Source organism: Variovorax sp. KBW07, assembly GCF_003852515.1.
Taxonomy (GTDB): domain Bacteria; phylum Pseudomonadota; class Gammaproteobacteria; order Burkholderiales; family Burkholderiaceae_C; genus Variovorax.
On the sequence record NZ_QAJK01000132.1, the window covers coordinates 1 to 23,287 of the forward strand.

At 68.1% G+C, this 23,287-nt stretch carries 23 protein-coding genes; 10 read left to right on the top strand and 13 right to left on the bottom strand.

What is annotated here, in order from left to right; translation table 11 throughout:
* Positions 1-32: 32 nt before the first annotated feature.
* Entirely contained in the window at positions 33-1,010 is a 978-nt protein-coding gene (locus tag DBV14_RS24865; protein WP_124463132.1) for a tripartite tricarboxylate transporter substrate binding protein, read from the bottom strand.
* A gap of 37 nt (positions 1,011-1,047) precedes the next feature.
* The gene (locus DBV14_RS24870) at positions 1,048-2,781 is read right to left on the bottom strand and encodes an acyl-CoA dehydrogenase family protein (RefSeq protein ID WP_124463134.1); all 1,734 of its coding nucleotides are present in this window, start codon (positions 2,779-2,781) and stop codon (positions 1,048-1,050) included.
* 91 nt (positions 2,782-2,872) lie between these two features.
* Between DBV14_RS24870 and DBV14_RS24875 the strand changes: the two genes are divergently transcribed.
* Positions 2,873-3,769, top strand: a complete 897-nt coding sequence (locus DBV14_RS24875; protein ID WP_124463165.1) for a LysR family transcriptional regulator — start codon at positions 2,873-2,875, stop codon at positions 3,767-3,769.
* Positions 3,770-3,771: 2 nt separating this feature from the next.
* Here DBV14_RS24875 and DBV14_RS24880 read toward each other — a convergent pair whose 3' ends face one another.
* From DBV14_RS24880 to DBV14_RS24895, 4 genes are all read right to left on the bottom strand, one after another.
* Positions 3,772-4,815, bottom strand: coding sequence for a serine/threonine protein kinase (locus tag DBV14_RS24880; protein WP_124463136.1), 1,044 nt, complete (start codon positions 4,813-4,815; stop codon positions 3,772-3,774).
* A 33-nt stretch (positions 4,816-4,848) separates the two neighbouring features.
* Positions 4,849-5,964 carry a DUF2855 family protein gene (locus DBV14_RS24885; RefSeq protein ID WP_124463138.1) on the bottom strand — a complete coding sequence of 372 codons (1,116 nt, stop codon included), beginning with the start codon at positions 5,962-5,964 and terminating at the stop codon, positions 4,849-4,851.
* A 189-nt stretch (positions 5,965-6,153) separates the two neighbouring features.
* Complete coding sequence (locus tag DBV14_RS24890; RefSeq protein ID WP_124463139.1) at positions 6,154-6,579, bottom strand: organic hydroperoxide resistance protein; 426 nt, start codon at positions 6,577-6,579, stop codon at positions 6,154-6,156.
* Positions 6,580-6,681: 102 nt separating this feature from the next.
* The gene (locus DBV14_RS24895) at positions 6,682-7,137 is read right to left on the bottom strand and encodes a MarR family winged helix-turn-helix transcriptional regulator (RefSeq protein WP_124463141.1); all 456 of its coding nucleotides are present in this window, start codon (positions 7,135-7,137) and stop codon (positions 6,682-6,684) included.
* Between the two features lie 140 nt (positions 7,138-7,277).
* Between DBV14_RS24895 and DBV14_RS24900 the strand changes: the two genes are divergently transcribed.
* The 3 genes from DBV14_RS24900 (at position 7,278) to DBV14_RS24910 (ending at position 9,893) form a co-directional block, all read left to right on the top strand.
* Positions 7,278-8,879, top strand: a complete 1,602-nt coding sequence (locus DBV14_RS24900; protein ID WP_260397217.1) for a glycosyltransferase family 39 protein — start codon at positions 7,278-7,280, stop codon at positions 8,877-8,879.
* Between the two features lie 100 nt (positions 8,880-8,979).
* Positions 8,980-9,543, top strand: coding sequence for a hypothetical protein (locus DBV14_RS24905; RefSeq protein WP_124463143.1), 564 nt, complete (start codon positions 8,980-8,982; stop codon positions 9,541-9,543).
* Positions 9,540-9,893, top strand: coding sequence for a VOC family protein (locus DBV14_RS24910; RefSeq protein ID WP_124463145.1), 354 nt, complete (start codon positions 9,540-9,542; stop codon positions 9,891-9,893). The genes DBV14_RS24905 and DBV14_RS24910 overlap by 4 nt, the downstream gene beginning before the upstream one ends.
* A 65-nt stretch (positions 9,894-9,958) precedes the next feature.
* On the opposite strand, the gene DBV14_RS24915 is transcribed toward DBV14_RS24910, so the two are convergent.
* Together DBV14_RS24915 and DBV14_RS24920 are read right to left on the bottom strand one after the other, a co-directional pair.
* Positions 9,959-10,807, bottom strand: coding sequence for an ABC transporter permease (locus tag DBV14_RS24915; protein ID WP_124463147.1), 849 nt, complete (start codon positions 10,805-10,807; stop codon positions 9,959-9,961).
* A 5-nt stretch (positions 10,808-10,812) separates the two neighbouring features.
* Entirely contained in the window at positions 10,813-11,793 is a 981-nt protein-coding gene (locus tag DBV14_RS24920) for an ATP-binding cassette domain-containing protein (RefSeq protein WP_124463149.1), read from the bottom strand.
* 136 nt (positions 11,794-11,929) lie between these two features.
* Here DBV14_RS24920 and DBV14_RS24925 point away from each other — a divergent pair, with 136 nt between their 5' ends.
* Positions 11,930-12,772 carry a hypothetical protein gene (locus tag DBV14_RS24925; RefSeq protein WP_124463151.1) on the top strand — a complete coding sequence of 281 codons (843 nt, stop codon included), beginning with the start codon at positions 11,930-11,932 and terminating at the stop codon, positions 12,770-12,772.
* Positions 12,769-13,479 (top strand): hypothetical protein, encoded by a 711-nt coding sequence (locus DBV14_RS24930; protein ID WP_260397218.1) that lies wholly within the window; start codon positions 12,769-12,771, stop codon positions 13,477-13,479. Before DBV14_RS24925 ends, DBV14_RS24930 begins: the two co-directional genes overlap by 4 nt.
* Before the next feature lie 14 nt (positions 13,480-13,493).
* Here DBV14_RS24930 and DBV14_RS24935 read toward each other — a convergent pair whose 3' ends face one another.
* Positions 13,494-14,384 (bottom strand): LysR family transcriptional regulator, encoded by an 891-nt coding sequence (locus tag DBV14_RS24935; protein ID WP_124463153.1) that lies wholly within the window; start codon positions 14,382-14,384, stop codon positions 13,494-13,496.
* 121 nt (positions 14,385-14,505) lie between these two features.
* On the opposite strand from DBV14_RS24935, the gene DBV14_RS24940 reads away from it, so the two are divergent.
* Together DBV14_RS24940 and DBV14_RS24945 are read left to right on the top strand one after the other, a co-directional pair.
* Positions 14,506-15,192 (top strand): glutathione S-transferase family protein, encoded by a 687-nt coding sequence (locus DBV14_RS24940; RefSeq protein WP_124463155.1) that lies wholly within the window; start codon positions 14,506-14,508, stop codon positions 15,190-15,192.
* Positions 15,189-16,172: a pyridoxamine 5'-phosphate oxidase family protein gene (locus tag DBV14_RS24945; RefSeq protein ID WP_124463157.1), complete on the top strand. Its 984-nt coding sequence runs from the start codon at positions 15,189-15,191 to the stop codon at positions 16,170-16,172. Before DBV14_RS24940 ends, DBV14_RS24945 begins: the two co-directional genes overlap by 4 nt.
* Positions 16,173-16,203: 31 nt before the next feature.
* Here the strand turns inward: DBV14_RS24945 and DBV14_RS24950 are convergent, their stop codons facing one another.
* Positions 16,204-17,343 carry a cytochrome P450 gene (locus tag DBV14_RS24950; protein WP_124463171.1) on the bottom strand — a complete coding sequence of 380 codons (1,140 nt, stop codon included), beginning with the start codon at positions 17,341-17,343 and terminating at the stop codon, positions 16,204-16,206.
* A gap of 130 nt (positions 17,344-17,473) precedes the next feature.
* Here DBV14_RS24950 and DBV14_RS24955 point away from each other — a divergent pair, with 130 nt between their 5' ends.
* Together DBV14_RS24955 and DBV14_RS24960 are read left to right on the top strand one after the other, a co-directional pair.
* On the top strand, positions 17,474-18,190 hold the full coding sequence (locus DBV14_RS24955; protein ID WP_124463159.1) for a helix-turn-helix transcriptional regulator: 717 nt from the start codon (positions 17,474-17,476) through the stop codon (positions 18,188-18,190).
* A gap of 206 nt (positions 18,191-18,396) precedes the next feature.
* On the top strand, positions 18,397-19,356 hold the full coding sequence (locus DBV14_RS24960; RefSeq protein WP_124463161.1) for a hypothetical protein: 960 nt from the start codon (positions 18,397-18,399) through the stop codon (positions 19,354-19,356).
* A 54-nt stretch (positions 19,357-19,410) separates the two neighbouring features.
* Here DBV14_RS24960 and DBV14_RS24965 read toward each other — a convergent pair whose 3' ends face one another.
* From DBV14_RS24965 to DBV14_RS24975, 3 genes are all read right to left on the bottom strand, one after another.
* The gene (locus DBV14_RS24965) at positions 19,411-20,424 is read right to left on the bottom strand and encodes a tripartite tricarboxylate transporter substrate binding protein (protein WP_260397219.1); all 1,014 of its coding nucleotides are present in this window, start codon (positions 20,422-20,424) and stop codon (positions 19,411-19,413) included.
* A 100-nt stretch (positions 20,425-20,524) separates the two neighbouring features.
* Positions 20,525-21,535, bottom strand: a complete 1,011-nt coding sequence (locus DBV14_RS24970) for a tripartite tricarboxylate transporter substrate binding protein (RefSeq protein ID WP_185546118.1) — start codon at positions 21,533-21,535, stop codon at positions 20,525-20,527.
* A gap of 98 nt (positions 21,536-21,633) precedes the next feature.
* Positions 21,634-23,151: an AMP nucleosidase gene (locus DBV14_RS24975; protein WP_124463163.1), complete on the bottom strand. Its 1,518-nt coding sequence runs from the start codon at positions 23,149-23,151 to the stop codon at positions 21,634-21,636.
* Positions 23,152-23,287: the final 136 nt, after the last annotated feature.

Genomic DNA, 23,287 nt, shown 5'->3' on the forward strand with positions numbered 1-23,287 from the left:
GAGCGTCGCCCTGAACAGCAGCAAGCAAAACGTCAGTCGAGCTGCGCCCCAGACTTCTGCACAACGTCCTTCCACTTGGCCGACTCCACAGCAATGAACTGCCCCAGCTTCTGCGGCGACGTATCAACAGAAGCCTCCAGCCCCTGCGACGCGAACATCTGCTTCACCTTCGGCGAATTCAGCACCTCGGCAAACGCGTGGTTGAGCCTGGCCACGCGGTCGGCGGGCGTGCCGGCCGGGGCCACGATGCCGAAGAACACGCTCACGTCGTAACCCTTGTAGCCCTGCTCCGAAATGGTCGGTACATCGGGCAGCGCCTGCGAGCGGGCAACCGTTGCCACGCCCAGCGCGCGCAGCTTGCCGGCCTTTACGTAGGGCAGCGCCGTGAGGATGTCGGTGAAGGTCATGCTCACCTGGTTGCCCAGCAGGTCGTTCAGCGCCGGGCCCGTGCCCTTGTAGGGGATGTGCTGCAGGTCGGTGCCCGCCACCGAGTTGAACAACACGCCCGCCAGGTGCGACGACGCGCCGTTGCCCGACGATGCATAGCTCAGCTTGCCGGGGTTGGCCTTGGCGTAGGCCACCAGCTCGGGTACGTTCTTCACCGGCAGCGCCGGGTTCACCACCAGGATGTTCGGCAGGTAGCCGACCTGGATCACCGGCGCGAAGCTCTTCACCGGGTCGTAGCTCACCTTGCGGTACAGGCTCTTGTTGATGGCCAGCGGGCCCGAGGTGCCGAACATCAGCGTGTGGCCGTCGGCTTCGGCGCGCGCCACGTACTCGGCGCCGATGTTGCCGCCGGCGCCCGCGCGGTTCTCCACGATCATCGGCTGGCCGAGGCGGTCTTTCATCTCCGCGGCCAGCGTGCGGGCCATGGCGTCGGTCGGGCCGCCGGGCGGGAAGGGAACGACCAGCATGATGGGCTTGGAGGGGAAGGCGTCGGCGGCCTGGGCCGTGGGCACGGCGGCGATCAGCGTGGCGCAGGCGGCCAGCAGGAAGGTGAGGCGTTTCAAGGGATGTCTCCGGTTCTTGTTGCGTGAAATGAAAGGCTCAGGCCAGCGCGTTGGCGTCGTTGCGCACGGCCGCGGCGTGCCAGTCGGCCGGCATGGCATCGGGCGCCAGCGGATCGCGCGGCAGCACGCGGTGCAGCAGCACCAGTTGCGCCCAGCGCAGGCGCGCGGCCGAGCCGCCCTGCGCGGCTTCCCATGCCATCGCGATGGCGCTTGCGCAGTGGTACAGCGCCGAAGCGGCCTGGCGCGCCAGCACGTCGCCGCCTTCGTGCGCGGCTGTTTCGGCCAGCGCGGCGGCGCGTGCCAGTGCATCGCGCAGGGCCTTGGCGAAGGCGGGCGCGAGTGCCGCGTCGTCGAGCAGTTTTTCGAAGTGCGCGCGCAGCACGGGCAGCGAGCCTTCGCGCTTCACGGCGCGGATCACGTCGAGTGCCACGATGTTGCTGGTGCCTTCCCAGATCGAGCCCAGGTGCGCATCACGCACCAGGCGCGGGTCGCTCCATTCCTCGATGTAGCCGCAGCCGCCACGCACTTCCATCGCATCGCCCGTGACCTTGCGCGCGTCGCGGCAGGCGCGGAACTTGATGAGCGGCGTGAGGATGCGCAGCAACGCATAGGCATCGGGCTCGCCGGCGTCGGAGCGGGCCAGCGCCAGCGCGGTCTGGCAGACCATGGTGCGCGCCTGCTCGGACGGCAGGCGCAGCTTGTCGAGCTGGCGCTGCATCAGCGGCATCTGGTCGAGCGTGCGGCCGAAGGCGCGGCGTTCGGATGCGATGTACTCGGCCTCGGCCACCGCGCGGCGCATCAAGCCGGCGGCGCGCACGCCGTTCGACAGGCGCGAGTTGTTCACCATGTCGGCCATCTGCACGAAGCCGCGGCCGGCCTCGCCGACCAGGTACGCCACCGCGCCTTCGAGGCGGATCTCGCCGCTGGCCATCGAGCGCGTGCCCAGCTTGTCCTTCAGGCGAATGATCCGGTAGTGGTTGAGGCTGCCGTCCGCCAGCCGGCGCGGCAGCAGGAACAGCGACACGCCCTTCATGCCGGGGAGCCCGTCTTCGGCGCGCGCGAGCACCATCGCGAAGTCGGCATCGGGGTTGGAGCAGAACCACTTGTCGCCGGTGATGCGCCAGCTGCCATCGGTTTCTTGCCGTGCCGTTGTGGCGGTGGCCGCGATGTCCGAGCCGGCGGCCTGCTCGGTCATGAACATCGCGCCCTGCGCCAGCTCGTCGAAGTCGAGCGAGGTCAGGCGTGGCAGGAAGCGCGCGACCAGTTCGGGACTGCCGAATTTCTTCAGCGTGCGCGTGAGCGAATCGGTCATCGAGACCGGGCAGCACAGGCCGAACTCGGCCTGCACGAACAGGTAGGTCAGCACGTACTTGACCAGCGGCGGCATCTTGCCACGCCAGCCCAGCGTTTCGTCGCGGTGCGAGATGGCGGCCAGGCCGAATTCGCTGAGCGCCAGGCGCTCCATCTCGACATACGCCGGGTGCTTGACGACCTTCTGCTCGTCCAGGCCCGTGCGGGTGCGTTGCTTCAGTGTGGGCGGGTTGCGGTCGGCGGTGCCGGCCAGCTCGTCGAGCAGGCCGCCCGCCAGGCCGCCCAGGCGCTCGAAGTGCGGCTGCATGTGACGCCGCAGGTCGTCGGGCAGGTAGAGCCCGAGCAGCGCGTGCAGCTCGGTGTCGGTGGTGAACAGGTTCTGGCCGTGGCGGTCGGGAATCGGGTGGGCGTGCGCGGCTTCTGGCGCGGCACCGGTGCGGATGGCAGCGTTCTCGGACATGCGTTTGTCTCCTGGGTTCGCCGCATTGTTGAAGCGCCAACGATCCGTGTCTAATATCGAATTGGTCTTGTTCGATTCGATCTGGCTATTCATGGAACTGCGGCACCTGCGTTACTTCTCCGTGCTCGCCGAAGAGCTGCACTTCGGGCGGGCCGCGCGGCGCCTTTCGATTTCGCAGCCGCCGCTGTCGGTGGCGATCAAGCAGCTCGAAGAGTCGGTGGGCGCGCGGCTGTTCGAGCGCAACAGCAAGGAAGTGCGCCTCACGCCCGCGGGCGAGGCGCTGCGCACCTCGGCGCGCCGGGTGCTGCTGCAGGCCGAAGAGGCCGCGCTCGAAGCGCGCGACGTGGCCACCGGCTCGGCCGGCCGGCTGCGCATCGGGTTCGTCGGCGCCATGCTTTACCGGGGCTTGCCGCAGGCGCTGCGCGCCTTCCAGGCCACGCACCCGGCGGTGCGCATCACCTTGAGCGAACTCAACTCCGGCGTGCAGATTGCCGAGTTGCTGAACGACCGGCTCGACCTGGGCTTTGCCCACACGCGCCGCGTGCCGCCCGAGTTGCAGCACCGGCTGCTGCTGTCGGAGCCTTTCGTATGCTGCCTGCCCGCGGGCCATGCGCTGGCGCGCAAGCGCGTGCTGGCACCGGGCGATTTGCGCAACCAGCCTTTCGTGCTGTTCTCGCGTGAGGCGTCACCCGACTACCACGAGCGCATCCTGTCGATCTGCGCCGACGCGGGCTTCCTGCCCGAGGTGCGGCACGAAGTGCGCCACTGGCTGGCCGTGGTGTCGCTGGTGTCGCAGGGCATGGGCGTGGCGCTGGTGCCGCAGGCCATGCGGCATTCGGCGCTGCGCGGCGCGGTGTTCCGCCCGCTCGACCGCGCGGTGGCGCAGTCGGAGGCTTACGGGGTGTGGCGCACGGGGCCGCCGAACGTGCTGGTCGAGCGGCTGCTGCAGGGCGTGGCCGACAGCCTCGCCACCGCTGCCGCCGCCTAGCTTCAGGCGTAAAGCGGTTCTTCCGCCATCTGCTCGCACTGGTCTTCCAGCACGAGGATCTGCCCCTTCCAGTAGTCGCTCGAGCCGAACCACGGGAAGTTGATCGGGAAGATCGGGTCTTCCCAGCGGCGCGCCAGCCAGGCGCTGTAGTGAATGAGCCGCAGCGTGCGCAGCGGCTCGATCAGCGCCAGCTCGCGCCGGTCGAATTCGCGGAACTGCTCGTAGCCGTCGAGCAGGCCCGACAGCTGCGAGGTGCGCTGCGCGCGGTCGCCCGACAGCAGCATCCACAGGTCTTGCACGGCGAAGCCGGTGCGCGCGTCGTCCAGGTCGACGAAGTGCGGGCCGCCGCCGGGGCGGTCGGTGGGCGTCCACAAAATGTTGCCCGGGTGCACGTCGCCGTGCAGGCGCAGCTTGCGCGGCTTGAAATCGGAAGCCGGCGGCTGCAGCGCCAGGGCGGTGGCACGGACCATCTCCAGCGCCTCGTTGCACATCTTTTCCCAGTCGCGCTGCATGTCGAGCGGGATCTTGTCGTTTTCCAGCAGCCAGTCGCGCGAGTCGAGGCCGAAGGTCTGCAGGTCGAGCGCGGGGCGGGCCTCGAAAGGCCTGGCGCTGCCCACGGTATGGATGCGCGCCAGGAAACGGCCGACCCATTCGAGCACCTCGAAGTTGTCGAGCTCCGGCGCGCGGCCGCCGCGGTAGGGGCTCACGCTGAACGCGAAGCCCGCGTGGTGATGCAGGGTCTTGCCATCGAAAACCAGCGGCGGCACGGCCGGCACTTCGGCCGCGGCCAACTCGAGCGAGAAGCCGTGTTCTTCAAGAATCTCGGCTTCGCTCCAGCGCTCGGGGCGGTAGAACTTGACCACCACGGCCGGATGCGGTGCGGGGTCTTCCAGAAACACCTGGTAGACCCGGTTTTCATAGGAGTTCAGGCCGGTGAGCCGGCCATCACCGTGCAGGCCCAGCGTCGCGAGGGCGTCGAGCACCACGTCGGGCGTGAGGCTCTCATAGGGATGGGTGTTCGCGGGCGCTGCAGGGGAAAGGGTCATGCGGCGATTGTCGCCACACCGACCCCCGGGCGGTCAGAGCCGGGCCGGTTGTTTGTAAAGCGAAAGGATATGTCCGGTGCGCGGGTCGCCCTTGCCGGCCAGCACTTGCGCATAGGCGGCCTGTACGGCGTCGCCGCCGTCGTGGTGCTCGGCGTGCAGCCAGGGGTTGCTCGCGTCGGTCACGGTGGCCAGGAAGTTGTGCCACGCGGCCACCATGCGGCGCCCGAACTCCTCGGGGCCCCACTCGGTGGTGCGCTTCTTGATCTGCGCCGGCGCAAAGAACAGCGTGGCGCGCGGGCCGGCCAGGTCTTTGTTCGCGCCTTTGGAGGCGAGCTGCTCGACGTGCGTGCCGCCGATCGAGCAGCTGTACTTCAGGTTGGCAAAGCGCTCGTGGATCGCGTTGCGCAGCCCGCCGTTGCCGGCAAAGTCCACGTACACGCAGGCGGTGTCGGCGGCGATGCTGTCCAGCGCGTCGTAGGTCACCACGCGGTGGTAGCAGCCCAGGCTGCGGCAGAAGTCCACGTTGGCCGGCGAGGTGAGCCCGATCACTTCGATGCCCTTGCGCTGGTGCAGCTGAAACGCGGTGCCGTAGGCCGTCTTGCTCGATGCACTCGACAGCAGCATGGTGTTTGCGCCGAAGAAATCGTTGTCGGCCATGAAGTCGTCGATCAGCCACGAGGTGATGAACAGCGGGCGCAGCAGCGCCTGCAGGTCTTCGGTGTCGGTGGTGTAGAGCGGATCGGCGTTGCAGCGGAAATACTGGTTGTAGACGGCAGGCAACTCGGCGCGGTGCGGCGCCACGTCGGTGAAGCGCTCGGGCGACAGGCGGCCCGGGGCCAGCACCGCGCTCGACGCCATCGGCCAGTAGCCGTAGAGCCGCTCGCCCACCGCCACGCCCGGGTGCAGCGACTGCACCACGCTCGCGAAGCCCCACACCGGAATGCTGCCCCAGCCTTCTTCCGCGCTCGGGAAGAACTGCCAGTAGCTCATTGCATCGCCGAAGGCGGCGTAGGTGATGTTGTTCGAGGTGAGCGCAAAACTGTCGACGCGCACGCGCACCTGGCCGTCCGCCAGCGGCTGGTCGGTGGCGGTGTGCAGGCGCGTGGTGGCGAGCTGGTCTTTGCGGATCAGGAGGCTGGTGGTGCTCATGGTGTCGATCTCCACGGGGTTGTGCGGGGTACGGGCTTCTTCGGGGAACGTGGCGCGACATTAGCCAAGCTTGGTGAAAGGCGCTATCGCGTTGCCCCTTTCCGCGTCACTCGTGAGACAACGCCGGCCATGAAAAAAGCGACCCGGCTCGTGGCCGGGTCGCTTTTTATCTGTCTGCCTGGGGCGGGATCAGACGATCGTGAGTTCGACGTCGATGTTGCCGCGCGTGGCGTTCGAGTACGGGCAGACCTGGTGGGCCGTGTCGACCAGCTTCTGCTTCTGGTCGGCGTCCAGGCCGGGCAGCGTGATGGCCAGCTGCACCGAGATGCCGTAGGCGGCGCCGCCGTTCGTCGGGCCGAGGGAAACCTTCGAGTCGATCGACACGTCGTCCGGCACCTTCACGCTGATCTTCGGGCCGACGGCCTTCATGGCGCCGATGAAGCAGGCGGCGTAACCCACGGCGAACAGCTGTTCGGGGTTGGTGCCGGGCTTGCCGGAACCGGGCGAGCTCAGCTTGACGTCGATGGCGCCGTCGCTGGACTTGCCTGCGCCGTCACGGCCGCCGACGGTGTGGGCTTCTGCGGTGTAGAGCACTTTGTCGAGCTTGGTGGTCATGGTGATTCCTTTGATGAAGTGGAAGTGGAGGGGAGGTGAAAAGAGCTTCTCTCTTGGATCGATCGAAGCGGGGAGAAAACGGGTGGCTTGCGGGCCGTGTCGTCAGGCGGCCTTCTTGATGCGGTCGCGCAGCGTCTGGATCTGCTGCGTGAGCGCGATGAGTTCGGGCACCGAGCACTCGGTGGCGGCCATCAGGCAGCCGGGCACGCTGGCGGCGCGGGCCTTGAGCTTGCGGCCGGCGGCCGTGAGTGTGATGTGCACGCGGCGCTCGTCGGCCACATCGCGCACCCGGGCCACGTAGCCATTGGCTTCGAGGCGCTTGAGCAGGGGCGTGAGCGTGCCGGAGTCGAGCGACAGCCGCTCGCCGAGCGCGGAAACCATGAGGCCGTCTTGCTCCCACAGGGCGAGCATGACCAGGTATTGGGGGTAGGTGAGCTGCAGCTTCTCGAGCACCGGCTTGTAGAGGCGGGTCATGGCCAACGAGGCGGAATAGACGGCAAAGCACAGCTGGTTGTCCAGCTTGAGCATTTCGTCGGAAGAAACTGAGGCGGAGTGCATGGGCTGAATTGTAGCGAGCAATTAAATTGCGTGCAATATAAATCGAAGGTAAGCGCCGGCGTGCCACACTGGAAGCCTTTTGTTTCTCTCCCGCTGTCCGTCAACCCGTCCGTCCGGCAAGCCTCCCCCATTTCTTTCGTATGCGCCCCCCTCCGATTCCGTCAAGGGGAACCACCCCGGCCTTCGCTCCCTCTTCGCACGGCGACATCCTGTGGACCCTGGGCGCGATGGTGTTGCTGTGGACCGTGGCCATCGGCTACTTCTATCCAACCCCGCCCTGGGACAACGTCGAAGAGCTGTTCTGGGGCGGCAGTTTCGAGTGGAGCTACTACAAGCATCCGCCGCTGCCGAGCTGGCTGATGGGCGTGCTGGTGCGCCTGGGCGGGCGCCAGCCCTGGCTCACCTATGCGGCCGGCGTCGGCTGCGGCGTGGGCGCGCTCTACCTTGTCTGGCGGTGGTCGCTCGAAATCGTCCCCCCGGCGCGCGCGGCGCTGGCCGTGCTGCTCGGCTCGCTGGTGGCCTACCACGTGCAGCGCGCGGTCATCTACAACCACAACACGGTGCAACTGCTGCCACTGGCCGGCTACTGGTGGATGCTGTGGCGCGTGCTCCACGCACCATCGGCGTCGAGGCTGCGCGACTGGGCATGGCTGGGTGTTTTCGCGGCCCTGTCGATGCTCACCAAGTACAGCGCGGTGGTGCAGTTCGCGGTCGGCGCGGCCTTCATCGTCCGGCAGGGCCTGTGGCGCGACGCGCATGTGCGGCGCGGCCTTGTGCTGGCGGCCGGCGTGGCGGCGCTGCTGATGGCGCCGCACGTGTGGTGGGTGCTGGAGCACTCCACGCGAACCATCGCCTACGCGCGCCAATCCGTCCACGCGCCCGGTTCGCACGGGCAAGGGTTCAGCCGCCTGGTGCACGTGTTCACGGTGCAGGTGGCACGGCTGTCGCCGATGCTGCTGCTGGTGGGCTGGGCCTGGTTCACGCGCGCCGGCGTGGCGGCGGCGCCGCCTTCGGCCGGCAGCACGCCGGGGCTGAACGCGTTCGACCGCCGCTTCCTGGCCTGGGCCACGCTGGGGCCCGTGTGCCTGGTGTTTCCGGCGGCGATCTTGTTGAAGATTCCGTTGGTCGCGTCATGGCTCACCACCTTCTTCCTGCCGGCCGCGCTGTGGGCCGTGGCCATGCTGCCCGGCCTGGAGGCGGAGCGCTGGAGCCGTCGCCGTTGGCGCGGCGTGCTGGCCACGGTGGCGGTGCTGCATGTGGCCGGCGCGCTCGGCCAGGGCTGGGTCGACGGCGTGCTCAGCAAGCGGCTCGGCTACATCACGCGCGCCAACCTGCCGGCGCAGGAAGTCGCAGATGCGGTGAACGTCATCTGGCGCGACCGCGTCGGCAGCCAGCCGTTCAGGCTGCTCGTGGGCGACACCTGGTTCGCGGGCGCCGTGGCGCTGAAGATGGACCCGTCGATGCAACTGCTGATCGACGGCGACGAGCGCAACTCGCCATGGCTCGCCCCTGGCATGCTGGAACGCGAAGGCGGCATGGTGCTGATCCTCGACACGCGGGAGTTCCGTTCCGAGGGCCTGCTGCTCGAACCCCGCATGGCCGCCGCCGATTGCCGTGGCACGCTGGAAATTCCGTGGGCCGGCATCGACGAGCACAACAGCCTGCGCATGCGCTGGGGCATCGTGCTGCCGGAGGGTGACAGCGGGGCGAAGAACTGCGGCGTGGCTGGCGCGGGCAAGTAGCGCGGCGGCTGCGGCAAGGCTCGGCATACTCCTGTGCCGGCCACGCGAACTGCCGTTTGCGGCCGGCCTGAGCCGTTCTTTAGTCCTTCAACTGAAAACCATGAACAGTTCTCTGACGCTCTCCATCGACTCGGGAATCACTTTCATGCGACGCCTGTCGATGGTGGCCGTTGCCGTATTGTTGACCGCCTGCGCCGCCTCGTACCAACCGCCCCAAGGCAAGGACGTCGCGCGATTGCGCATCCTCAGCCAGCAGACCGAATGGTCGAAGGGCGTCAAGTCCGTGATCTATCCGACCGGAGGGTGCGAGGCTCCAATGGAGCTTGGTTTCTTCGGCGGCATCGCAAGGTTGGGCGCACAGGAAAAGCCGCTCGGCATCCCCGGGGGCGCAGAGCTCGACGCCCGCACGTTCATCGAGCGGCTCATACCCGCCGGCCGCCGTGACCTGATCACCATGAAGCTGGGGATCAGCGCAGACAGCCAGACCTGCGTGGTGACCTTCTCTTTCGAGCCGGTGGTCGGTGGTGACTACGAAGCCCGCATGCACTGGCAAGCGGACAGATGCTACGTAAGCCTGAACAAGGTCGGCAGCCAGGACGGAACTGCAACGTATACGAGGGAGCCGAGCGTTCGTCGAGAGCAGACGTGCATCAGGGGGACATGACCACACCCGCACTCAATCTGCTCGTGCTCAGAGTGGCGAGCATGGAGGCTTCTGCCGGCTTTTACACGGCCTTGGGCCTGCGCTTCGTTCAAGAACGGCATGGGCAAGGCCCTGAGCATCTGTCGGTCATGACAGGCGGCGTACTGCTGGAAATCTACCCGGCCGGGGACGGACCCACCACGCATCCGGTGCGCCTGGGCTTCCGCGTCTCGTCGATCGACAGCGTGATCGATGCCGTCCTCAGGGCCGGTGGGACGTTGCTCACAAAGCCCGCGCCGAGTCCATGGGGCACGCGGGCCGTGCTCGTGGACCCCGATGGGCACAAGGTCGAGTTGCTCGAAGCCAGCTAGCAGGCTGCCTCGGAAGCGACCCATGCGCTTGCCTGCCTGCAACCCGATTGCGACGGTTGGAGGTGTCAGCCCTTGAACCGCTTGCGCGTCAGCGCCAGCGCAATCCAGAACGCCACCACCGCATACACCGTCAGCACCGCCGCGTGCAGCCACCAGTCCGCTGGCCACTGGTCCATGAACAGCGGCCGCACCAGCGCCACCGCGTTGGTCAGCGGCAGCCATGCCGCCACCGCCTTCACCGCCGCCGGCAGTTGTTCGAGCGGAAAGAACACGCCGCTCAGGAACATCATCGGCGTCATGAACAGCGTGAAGTAATAGGTGAAGAAGTCGTAGCCCTTGGCCAGCGCATTGAAGATCAGCGCAATCGACGAGAAGGTGATGCCCGCGCCGACCAGCACCATCCACGCGACGATCAGCTTGGGGCTGTGGCTGATGCCGAGCCCGAGCATCACGAAAAGGATCGCGGTCACGGTGAAGATCGACTTGAACGCGGCCCACAGCATCTCGGCCATCACGATGTCGTCCAGCCCCACGGGCGCATTCATGATGCCGTCCCAGGTCTTTTGCACATGCATGCGCGAGAACGCCGAGTACAGCGCCTCGAAGCTCGCCGCGTTCATCGCGCTCATGCAGATCGAGCCGCTGGCCAGGAACAGGATGTACGGCACCTTCACGCCGTCCAACGCCACCTGCCCCACGAGCGCGCCCATGCCGTAGCCGAAGGCCACGAGCCAGATCAGCGGCTCGGCGATGTTGCCGATGAGGCTGGGTATCGCGAGCTTGCGCCACACCAGCAGGTTGCGCAGGAACACAGGCCACCAGCGCAAGGAAATCTCGGGCGCGCGCCACACGGAAGGCGAGGGCGGCGTGGGGTTCGCGACGGTGGGGGGCGTCGTTGATGTCGTCGTGTTCATGATGTTCAGCCGTCCTCGCGGATCTGCCGGCCGGTGAGCTTGAGAAAAAGATCTTCGAGGTTCGCGGGCCGGTGAAAGGTGCGCAGGCCGCCGTGCTGCGTCAGTGCATCGAGCAGCCGCCGTGCATCTTGCGTGTAGAAGAAAACCGTCTCGCCGCTCACCTCGACGCGCGCCGCCATCGCCTTCAACTCGGGCGATTCGGCCAGCGACAGCGCGCCGTTGCCATACACCTCGACCACGTCGGGTTCCAGGTGTTCGGCAATCAGGTCGCGCGGCCGGCCTTCGGCGATCTTGCGGCCGTGGTCCAGCACCAGCAGGCGCGAGCACAGGCGCTCGGCCTCGTCCATGAAATGCGTCGTCAGCAAGATCGACTTGCCCTGCTGCAGCAGCACCTGCAGCCGCTCCCACATCAGGTGGCGCGCCTGCGGGTCGAGCCCGGTGGTGGGCTCGTCGAGCAGCAGCAGCTTGGGGTCGTTGACCAGCGCGCGCGCCAGTGACAGCCGCCGGCGCATGCCGCCCGACAGTTCGCCCGGCTTCGCGTCGGCCTTGTGCGAGAGCGCCGCGAACTCCAGCAGCTGCGGCACGCGCGCACGCACGTGCGCCTTGCTGAAACCGAAGTAGCGGCCATACACCACGAGGTTCTCGGCGCAGCTGAAATCGGGGTCGAGCGTGTCGAACTGCGTCACCACGCCCAGTTGCGCCTTGATGGCCAGCGCATCGCGCGGCATCTGCATGCCCAGCGCCTCGATGCTGCCGCCGTCGGGCGCGGTCAGGCCCAGGCACATGCGGATGGTGGTGGTCTTGCCCGCGCCGTTCGGGCCGATCACGCCCAGGCATTCGCCGGGTGCGATCTCGAACGACAGGTCGTCGACGACCGTGGTGTCGCCATACCGCTTGTGCAGGTGGCTGACGTGGAACAGGGGTGGGGTGGGGGTGGAGGGTGGCACGCGGCCATTCTGGCCCAGCCATGCGACGCTTGCCCCCATCGCTTCAATCGATGGACAAGCTGCCGGACTTGCGCGCAACTTCAAACTTCGTGAACCGGAGGCGCGTGGGGCCCGTAGAGTGCGCGGCAACGGCACAATCGGCGCCGGACTGCAATTCTCGGGGGGAGGCCCAAAGATGCTGCGTTTCCTGTTGGCGCTGACGGTGCTGTTGCTGCTCGGCGCCTGCGCGCCTTTTCATCGCCCCCTGGCGGCCGCGGACCGGCGCATGGTGCAAGAGGTCGACGTTCGCGTGGTCGTCGCGCAAGAGAGCTTCATGTTTTCCGCGCAGGCGCCCGGCGTGAGCGCGGCCACCGGCGGCGGCCTGCTCGGCGCGCTGATCGATTCGTCGGTGCAGCAGTCGCGCCAGCGGGACATGAGCGCCGAGGTGCAGGCCATCGTCGGCCCGCTGCTCGACTACGACTACCGCGCCGAAGCCGGCCTTGCACTGAACGCGATGCTGGCCGAGCCGAGTGCGTTTCCTTTGAAGATCAGGTCGTCGCAGGTGCTGGCGGCCATGCCGGCCAAGGCCGAGCACCAAGCCCGCATCGCCGCTACGACAAGCGGCCCCGCGTACATGGTGGTGCTGCTGCAGTACGCGCTGGAACCCGGGCTGGGCGCCTTCACCACGCGTGCCACGGCCATGCTCTGGCAGGGCGGCAACAGCGCGCCTTCGTACCGCGCCTCCGCCATCTTCCAGACACCGGTCGGCGGCGGCACGCGCGCCACCGTGCTGCGCCGCCTGACGGCCAACGACGGGCAGGTGCTGCGCATGGTCATGCGCGACTCGATGACGCAGACCTTGCACCTGGTGGGCATGGACATGGCCGGCGCGCGCTCGGGCGCGGTGAAGACATCGCGCTTCAACGTCAACGGCTCGTGGGTCACGCTGGCCGGCCAGGGCTTCGACGAGCAGGCCGGGCGCGTGGTGTTCCGCGACCAGGACGGCGCCATGTACTCGGTGCGGAGCACGGCGCCATGAAAAAGATGAATCGCTCCTTCGCGGCAGAGACGGCCATGGCCATGGCACTGGCCGTGCTGTCGGCCTTGCCCGGCCTTGCGCATGCGCTCACCGAGACCGAGCCGCTCGACATGGTCTTCGTGCCGGCGCCGCAGCCGGCCGAACGCCCGAACGGCGAACCGGTCGCGGCGCGGCAGTTCGCGCGAGGCTGCACCCTCAACCTGCCGAAGATCGAAGACGCGCGCAACAATAAGGCGAATGCCGGCAACCTGACGCTGATGATGCCGACGGTGCACGCCACGCCGAGGTCGGTGCAGTCGCTGCGCAGCGGCGACGGCTTGGCGTGGACACGCGGCGCGCTGCAATCGGTGAGCCGCTATGGGTTCCAGGCCGTGCTGGGCGCAACGTCCGCGACCTCCGCAGCATCCCCGACAACCGGACCGCGGCAGGTCACCGCCGATGTGGCACTGCGCCTGGCGCACGCGTGGTCCACCGACCTGAACCTTGTCTCGCACGTGGTGCTGCAGGTCGGCTACCGCATGCCCGGCGGCGAGCTCGTTGTGCGCCAGTACCACGGCATGGGCACCGGCACCAACTGGGTCAACGGCAACGGCGAGTTCATGTCGGTGCTGAACCTCGGGCTCGAAGAGGCCGTGCGAAGCATGGCGACCGATGCCGCGCTGCTGTGCGAGGGCAAGCCTTTGCCGGCGCCCGTCGCGGCGCTGTAGCGCCGGCTCGCCCGCTACATCCGAAGTCCGCAGAACTCCGTCTTCATCCACTCGATGAAGGCGCGGGTGCGTGCCGGCAGCAGCCGCGCATTCGGGTAGATCACGTTCACCGGGCGCGGCGGCGGCTCGTAGTCTTCGAGCACCAGCCGCAAGCGGCCCTGTGCCACCAGCGGCAGCACCTGGTACGAGAAGAAAGTGCCGAAGCCCATGCCCGCCGCGCACGACTCGATGGCGGGCGCGAGGTGGTTGAACTCCAGCCGGTTGCTCGGCGTGACGGCGATGGTCTTGCTGCCTTCGTAAAAGGTCCATTGCGGCGGCGCGTCGATGCGGCCGCGCACGCACGGCGCGCCGGCCAGGTCGCGCGGATGCCGCGGCGTGCCATGCTGCGCGAGGTAGTCGGGGCTCGCGACCACCACGCGCCGGATGGTGCCGAGCGTTTGTGCCACCAGCGACGAATCTTCCAGCGCGCCGATGCGGATGCCGACGTCGATGCCCTCTTCGAGCAGGTTCACCTGGCGGTCGTACAGCCGCACGCTGCAGCGCACTTTGTCGTGGCGCTGCATGAAGCGCGTGATGGCGGGCGCCACGTACATGTGGCCGAACAGCACCGGCGCCGTGATGGTGAGCTGCCCCGCCGGTTCGCGCGCCTCGGCCTTCAGCGCGAGGTCGGCGGCGTCGGCCGCCAGCAGCACTTCGCGCGCGCTGGGCAGGTAGTGCCGGCCTTCCTCGGTGAGCGACAGGCGGCGCGTGGTGCGGTGGAACAGTCGCACGCCCAGGTGCGCTTCGAGCGCGGCGAGCGAACGCACCACGGCGGGCAGCGAGGTGCCGAGCGCTTCGGCGGCGCGCGTGAGGCTGCCCTGGTCGGCAATCTGCACGAAAGTCTGCATGGCCTTGAATCGATCCATGCCGCGATTAGACCGGATTGAACCGAAAAACGCAGCAGTCAAATACAGAAATGGCTATTCATTCATTGGGCGCAAGAGAGAAGAATCCGAAGCACGCCCCGCTCATTCAAAGGATGCCTTCATGAACACCTCCGCCGCCAACGCCGCCAACGCCTCCAACGTCAACAGCCGCCCCGCGCAACCCATCAAGCTCTACGGCACCCCCGTCTCGGGCCACGTGCATCGCGTGCGGCTGTTTCTCACCATGCTCGGCCTGCCTTTCGAGAGCATCGACCTCGACATGCGCAAGCGCGACAACCGCACGCCGGAGTTCCTGGCGCGCAACCCGTTCGGCCAGGTGCCGGTGATCGAAGACGGCGACCTGACGCTGGCCGATTCCAACGCCATCCTGGTCTACCTGAACGAACGCTACTCGCCCGACCCGGCGCGCTGGATGCCGCGCGATGCCGTTGGCGCGGCGCGCGTGCAGCGCTGGTTCTCGGTGGCTGCCGGTCCGCTGGCGTACGGCCCCGCGGCGGCGCGGATCATGGCGCTGTTCGGCCTTGCCACCGACCCGACGGAAACCGTGACGCGCTCGCACGCGCTGCTGTCGGTGATGGAAATGCACCTGGAGCAGCAACCCTTTCTGGCCGGCCCCGCCGCCACGCTGGCCGACATCGCGAACTACGCCTACGTGGCGCACGCGCCCGAAGGCAGCGTGTCGCTCGACGGCTATCCGCACGTGCGCGACTGGCTGGCGCGCGTGGAAGCGCTGCCGGGTTTCGTGCCGATGGTGCGCTCGGCCATCGGGCTGGCGGCGGTCGCATGATTTCCGCGCCGTTCCACGCCGGTGAGCGTGCGTTGCAAGCGCTGGTGGGTTCGCGCGAGCAGATGGAGGTGGCTGGCCCGCGCGTGATCCGCGACTACATGCCCGACCAGCACCGCACCTTCTTCGCGCAGCTGCCGTTCCTGGTGGTCGGCAGCATCGACGCGAACCTGCAGCCCTGGGCCAGCGTGCTGGCGGCGCCCGCCGGCTTTGCGCATTCGCCCGATGCGACGCACCTGCGCGTCGACGCGCTGCCCATGGCCGGCGATCCACTGGCCGGCCAGCTGGTGCAGGGCGCCACGCTGGGCCTGCTCGGCATCGAGCCGCACACGCGGCGGCGCAACCGCATGAATGGCACGGTCGAGGCGCTCGACGCCACCGGCTTCATGGTCGCGGTGCAGCAGAGCTTTGGCAATTGCCCGCGCTACATCCAGGCGCGCGAGCCGGTGTTCGCGGCGGCGCATGGCGATGCGGCGCCGGTGCAGTGGCTGGCCACGCTCGACCTGGCGGCCCATCGGCTGATCGGCAGCGCCGACACGCTGTTCATTGCCACCGCCTACCCGAACGACGTGGCGGCGGGCGACGAGGCCGATGCCAGCTCGCACGGCGTCGACGTGTCGCATCGCGGCGGCCGCCCGGGCTTCGTGCGCATCGACAGCAACGAGGGAGGCGACGTGCTCACCGTGCCGGACTTCAATGGCAACCGCTTCTTCAACACGCTCGGCAATCTCGCGGCGCATCCGCGCGCGGGCCTGCTGTTCGTCGACTTCGACAATGGCGAGCTGCTGCACGTGGCGGTCAGGGCCGAGATCGTGTGGGACGGACCCGAGGTCGCGGCCTTCGAAGGCGCGGAGCGCCTGATGCGCTTTCACGTCGAACACGCGCTGCGCCGGCCGCTGGCGTTGCCCTTGCGCTGGGGCGATGCGCAGCTGTCGCCGCACCTGGCGGGCACGGGGCGGTGGGCATCGTCCCCGCACGCCTGAGCGGGGCAAGAGAGCGTCCGTCGCCGGGCCTTCAGTGGAAGACGGGGATGCGCGCGGCCGTCGGCCGGTAGTGCCAGCCGCGCGCCTGTTGCGCCCGCAGGTCGGGCGTGCGGCGAAGCAGCGCGTCCAGCCCGGCAGCCGCCAGCGTGCAGGCCAGCGCCTGGCCGGGGCATGCATGCATGCCGTGGCCGAAGCCGAGCATGCGGCGCCGCGCGCGCACGGGCATGAAGACGTCGGGGTCGGGGTTGAGCGCCGGGTCGCGGTTGGCCGAGGCCAGCAGCACCAGCACCACGTCGCCGGCGGCCAGCGGCGTGCCCGCCAGCGTGATCGGCTCCGCCACGAAACGGCGCGTGTTCTGCGCCGAAGGGTCGTGCCGCGCCGTTTCTTCCACGATGGATTGCAGGCCGTCGCGCGTGCGCAGCAGGGGCCGCAGCGAAGGTTCGCGCATCACGGCGACGAGGCTGTTGCCCAGCAGGCCGGCCGTGGCGTCGCAGGTCTGCGAGAGCAGGCCCACCAGGTTCGCGAGCAGTGAGCGCGACAGCGGCGCGTTGGCCGCGCTTTCCGCCAGCACGGCCGCAAGCAACGTGCCATGGCGTGGTGCTGCGCTGGCGGCCAGTGCTTCGAAGCGCGTCAGCAGTTCGGCGGCTGCCGCGCTGGCGCCCTGCAATTGTTCGGCCGTGGACAGCGGTGACAGGCAGGCGACGAAATCGCGCATCCAGCCTTCCACCCGCGGCAGTGTTTCGTCGGCAAAGCCGAGCAGATGCGCCACGGCTTGCAGGGGCATGGAGAACAGCGTGTCCGACAGTGCCTGCTCGGGCACGCGCTGCGCGACCTGCAGGGCGGCCGCATGCACGGCATTCAGGTCGAGCCCGGCCAGCGCGCGTTGCAGCGCGGGCCTATGCGCCTGGTGCGCCGCGCCGTCGTTCATGCGCACCAGGTGGCCGAACACCTCGCCCGCCGCACTGCCGACGATGGCGCGCGGCACCGGCTCGGCGGCCGGCCGCACGCGCAGTGCGCCATGCGCGCCCAGCACCTGCTCCACCACCTCGGCGCGGCTGGCGACCCACAGGCGCAGCTTTTCGTTCCACGCCAGTGGCGGGCCTTCGCGAAGGCTGGCGTAGTAGCGGTAGGGGTCGGCATGCGTGGCGGCCGCGACCGGATCGACCGGCATGTCGGTGGCGATAGAGGCAGAGGCAGAGGTGGGGCGTGGGGCGTTCATGGCCGCAGTGTGCGATCGAAGCCGCCGCCACACTTCGCTCGCGAACGAAGTGTCGGATGCGGCGCCGTCTTACGATGGGTGCATGGACACCAACGCCTCCTCCGCTTCTTTCTCTTCCTCGTCGAGCGCGGATTTCCAGCTGGCCCGGCTCGCCGGCGCCATCGCCGAGCCGGCGCGCGCCCGCATGCTCGGTTGCCTGATGGACGGCCACGCGCGCACCGCCACCGAGCTGGCCACCGTGGCCGAGGTGGCCGCCTCCACCGCGAGCGCGCACCTGGCGCGGCTGAAAGAAGAGCGTCTGGTCGAGCTGCTGGTGCAGGGCAAGCACCGCTACTTCAGGCTGGCCAACGACGATGTCGCTGCCGCGCTGGAAAGCCTGATGGTGGTGGCCGGCGCGCCGCGCGCCAGCGAGTTCAAGCCGAACACGCCGAGCCGCCTGCGCAGTGCACGCACCTGCTACGACCACATGGCCGGCACCGCCGGCGTGGCGCTGCACGACCGGCTGCATGCGCAGGGCTGGCTCAGCGGCCTGAGCAGCGGCTCGTACGAGCTCACGGCCGATGGCGCCATTGCGCTGGAAAGCCTGGGTGTCGAGGTCGATGCAGTGCGGCGTTCGCGGCGGCGCTTTGCCTGTGCGTGCCTGGACTGGAGCGAGCGCCGCCCGCACCTGGGTGGCGCGCTGGGTGCAGCCTGGCTGCAGTTGTCGCTGCGCCGAGGCTGGGTGCGGCAGGAGCTGGATGGCCGCGCGTTGGCGCTCACGCCGAAGGCGCAGCGCGAAATGCCGGAGCTGTTCGGCTGACTCCGGGCGACGCACGAGAAACTCTCTTCCCAACCGAGGAAAGTTCACTCCCCCTGAAGGCACCGGCCCACCTAAGATCCGGCCCAAATAGGGAGTATGGAACTGTGACAACAACAAAGATGTGGGCAGCAGTGTGCTGCGTGGTTCTGGGCGCATGTGGCGGTGGCGGGGGCGGCGGAGGTGGTGGAGGACTCGTCGGGCTCGCAATGCCACCGGGAGCAACAACAACGCCGGCATCCGGTGCGGGCGCCGGCCCGGGAGCAAACCCCGGAGCGGAGGCTGGGCCTCCAACCGGGCCTGTCACGCAACCCGGCACGGACCCTGTCCATCCAGCCACAACAGATCCTGCTCCGATCACCGGCCCCCAGCCCGGAACGATCACCACCTACACCTACAAGTTCGGCAAGATCGAGGCCAACATCAGCCCCTTCGATCCACGCTTTCGGGGGCTGGTGCTGGGTCAACTGAACAGTCCTGCCTTTGCTGGCTACTACTACGACGGTTCTTTCTATCCCGATACAGGCAATGGCATCTTCGCCAGGTCCTCGTCCACCAATGCATACGTCTGGTCGATGGACACGGTGGTGGCCCCCAACGGACATTCCGCGGCAAGCTTCGTTTCGATGGCGATGTTCATGGTCGTCGGCGAGAGCACGACGCGATCTCTCTACGGCAAGCCAACGGCGGAAACGGCGGCCTACGAGTACCTGAAGGTCCAGGTCGACGCAGACACCAGCGGCTCGCTGAGCCGCCTGAACGCGGCGGGCGCCCAAGGCTACTGCCGGTTGGCGAGCGGCGTGTTCGATACGCTCATGATGCGGCAGCAGGGCGCCAGCGACGTCTGCACCTACGAGTCGCCGACCCCTCGATTGTCTTCACTGCAGGATCGGCTGGACCAGCTCAACGCGATGGGACTCAAGGGATTCATCCCGCTCATCATCAATGGCGGCACCCCTTACTACGTCAAGGTGACCAACGCGTCGACGAGCTATTACTACTATGCGGTCGACGACGCGACGGGCGCCGACCCAACCAGATTCCTGGCCCTGCTCAATGCAGAAGGCGCCAAGGGCGCGACGTCTTATGAGTACATCGCCAATGGCGGCATCTCGCCGAAGCGGATATTCCGCATTGCCACGAACTGCAGCCGCTGGTGGTTGTGCTGACAAGCCAAAGGCATCGCCAAGGGGAGGCCCTTCACAGGGCCCGAGCCTCAAGCTTCAAGAGGCCTTCAGCTTGAGCAGGTAGATCAGCGGACCGGCCATGGCCGTGTCGAGGTCCAGGAAGCTCTCGAAGTCCTTGCCCGCCATCCAGTACGGGTCCCAGTTGTTGCGCTTGATGGTCTTTTGCCAGGCATCGGCCATGGTGGCGCGACGCACGGCCTCGAGCAGCACCGCACGGCGTTCCGCCAGAACCTTCTTGCCGGTGAGCACGCCGCGCCAGTTGGCAAGGTCGGCGTCCACGCCTTGTTCGCGCACCGATGGAATGCCCAGGAACGGCCGCTTGGCCGACACGCCGATGGCGCGCAACTTGCCGTTGGCCAGGTGGTCGCTGAATTCGCTGTAGCCGGAGATGCCGGCGACGGCCTTGCCCGATTCGAGCGCCTCGACCACTTGCGCGCCGCCGGGATGCGGCTGGTAGGCCAGTGCACCCGCGTTGCCGGCCACGCGTGCCAGCATGCCGGCGTACATGTGGTCCACGCCGCCGGCCGAGCCGCCCGCGATGACCGTCTTTGCGGGGTCGGTGCGCAGTTGTGCGATCAGGTCTTTCGGCGTCTTGATGGGTGAGTCGGCCCTGACGGCCACCACCTCGTAGTCGCTGGTGAGGCGTGCCACCGGCGCCACCTGCGCCATCGTCACAGCGGGCTTCTGCAGCGCTACCGCGCCGACCATGACCATGCCGCTCATCAGGAGGGTGTCGGGGTCGGCATCGTATTTCTCGACGTACTTGGCCAGGCCGATGGTGCCGCCCTTGCCGCCGATGTTTTCGTACACCACGTCGCCAGCCGCGCCCGACGCCAGCATGGCCGCACCGAGTGCGCGGCCGGTCTGGTCCCAGCCGCCGCCTTCGTTGGCCGGAATGACGATGCGCAGCTTGGGCACCAGTTGAGGTTCGGCCGCGCCGGCCAGCCGGGGCCAGAGCGCGGCGGTGGGCAATGCGCCCGTGGCGGCGGCGGAGGCCATCCAGGCCGCAAGGCTGCGGCGGGAAAGCCCGATCGGTGACGTGCGATGCATCTTTTTTTCGCTCCCTTTAAAAGTCACCGGATGATGTCTCGGAAGCGTGTCAAGCGAATGCACCAGTTGCTCGGGGTAAACCCGAGTGAGCAGGCCGTGCTCAGGCTTTCAGCTTGAGCAGATAGATCAGCGGCCCGGCCATTGCGGTGTCGAGTTCCAGAAAGTTCTCGAAGTCCTTGCCCTCCATCCAGAAGGGGTCCCAGTTGTTCTGCTTGACGGCTTTCTGCCACTGGTCGGTGGCGGTGGCGCGCCGCACCACCGCCAGCAGCGCGGTCTTGCGGTAGGGGGGCACCTTGCGGCCGGTGAACACGCCGCGCCAGTTGGCAAGGTCGGCGTCCACGCCTTGCTCGCGCACCGAAGCGATGCCCTGGAACGGGCGCTTGGCCGAGACGCCGATGGCGCGCAGCTTGCCGCTGGCCAGGCCTTCGCTGAACTCGCTGTAGCCCGAGATGCCGGCCGCAGCCTTGCCGCTGGCCAGCGCCTCGACGACCTCTGCGCCGCCGGGGTGCGGCTGGTAGACCAGCGCGCCCGCATTGCCGGCCACGCGTGCCAGCATGCCGGCGTACATGTGGTCCACGCCACCGGCCGAGCCGCCCGCGATGACCGTGCCGGCCGCGTCGGCGCGCAGCTGCGCGATCAGGTCACCGGGTGTCTTCAGGGGCGAGTCGGCCTTGACCGCCACCACTTCGTAGTCGCTGGTGAGGCGTGCCACCGGCGCAATCTGCGCCATCGTGACGGCGGGCTTCTGCAGTGCCACGGCGCCGACCATGACCATGCCGCTCATGAGGAGCGTGTCGGGGTCGGCATCGAATTTTTCGGCGTACTTCGCCAGGCCGATGGTGCCGCCCTTGCCGCCGATGTTTTCGTACACCACGTTGCCGACCGCACCCGATGCCAGCATGGCCGCACCGAGCGCGCGGCCTGTCTGGTCCCAGCCGCCGCCCTCGTTGGCCGGAATGACGATGCGCAGCTTGCTGCTCAAGGGTGCATCGGCGGCGTGCGCGGCCCGGGGCCATAGTGCGGCATGTCCCACTCCAACGGTGGCGGCCGAGGCCGCGATCCATGCCGAGAAATTGCGGCGGGAGAGGGGAACGGAAGGCGACTGGGGCATCTTGATTCCGGTTGTTTGTGGGGCAAACCGGATGATGTCCGCGAAACGGGGCAATCCTGGGTGCGGGCGGGCAGGACAAACCCTGATTCGATGCCCGCTTACTGGAACGCCACCTCGGCAAAGCTGCGCAGCTTGCGGCTGTGCAGCCGCGTCGAGCCTTCTTCGCGCAGGATGTCGATGGCCCGCATGCCGATGCGCAGGTGCTGCTCGACGCGCTCGCGGTAGAAGTGGTTGGCCATGCCGGGCAGCTTGATCTCGCCGTGCAGCGGCTTGTCGCTCACGCACAGCAGCGTGCCGTAGGGCACCCGGAAGCGGAAGCCGTTGGCCGCGATGGTCGCGCTTTCCATGTCGAGCGCCACGGCGCGGCTCTGGCTGAAGCGGCGCTGCGGCTGGTTGCCGGGCAGCAGCTCCCAGTTGCGGTTGTCGGTGCTGGCCACGGTGCCGGTGCGCATGATCTTCTTCAGGTCGGGGCCTTCATAGCGCGTGACGTCGGCCACGGCTTTTTCCAGCGCGAGTTGAATCTCCGACAGCGCCGGAATCGGCACCCACAGCGGCAACTCTTCGTCGAGCACGTGGTCTTCGCGCACATAGGCGTGGGCCAGCACGTAGTCGCCCAGCTGCTGCGTGTTGCGCAGGCCGGCGCAGTGGCCCAGCATCATCCAGGCATGCGGACGCAGCACGGCGATGTGGTCGGTGATGGTCTTGGCATTGGCCGGGCCCACGCCGATGTTGACCATGGTGGTGCCGCTGCAGTCTTCGCGCACCAGGTGGTAGGCCGGCATCTGCGGCAGCCGCGGCGGTGCCGTGCCCTGGCTGCCGTCGAGCAGGTGGCCGTAGGTCGGGCTTGCACCGGCCGGCAGGCCGCGCCGGCGCGTGACCACGTTGCCGGGCTCGATGAAGGCCACGTACTCGCTGTTCTCGTCGGCCATGGCCTCGTGGCCCAGGCGCACGAATTCGTCGATGTAGAACTGGTAGTTGGTGAACAGCACGAAGTTCTGGAACCACTCGGGCGCGGTGCCGGTGTAGTGGCGCAGGCGGTGCAGCGAGTAGTCGACCCGCGCGGCAGTGAACAGCGACAGCGGCTGCGCTTCGCCGTCACGCGCCTCGTAGGTGCCGTTGGCGATGCCGTCGTCCATCACGCCCAGGTCGGGCAGGTCGAACGCGTCGCGCATGAGGGCGCGGCGCTCGGCGCTCATGGTGCCTTCGATGTGGTCGTTCTCGGCAAAGGAGAAGTGAATGGGAATGGGCTGCGTGCTGGTGCCCACTTCAAGCTCGACCTGGTGGTTTTCGAGCAGCAGGCGAAACTGGTCGAGGTAGTAGCGCGAGAACAGGTCGGGCCGCGTGAGCGTGGTTTCGTAGCGCCCCGGCCCGGCCACGAAGCCGTAGCTCAGGCCGGCGTTGGCGGGCGGGGTGTGGCGCGAAACGGTGTGGGTGTGGACCCGCACGAAGGGGTAGCAGGCACGCACCCGGCCGGGCAGTGCTTCGCCGGCGACGAAGCGGAGCATGGACTCGCGAAGGTGGGCGAGCCCGCCCTGGTAGATGGCCTTGACCTGTTCGAGGGCGGCGGCAGCATCGGTGAAGCGGGCGGGGGCAACGAATGTAGGCATGTAAGGCATGACGGCATTGTGCAATGTCTGTCGTGCCTTTCGCTTGACCGGTTTACCGCTTCGGGGCTCGGGGCTCGGGGCTCGGCTTGCGATCGGGGTGTGCTGTTCAGGGCACTCTTCAGGGCGACGCTCACGCCGACGGTGT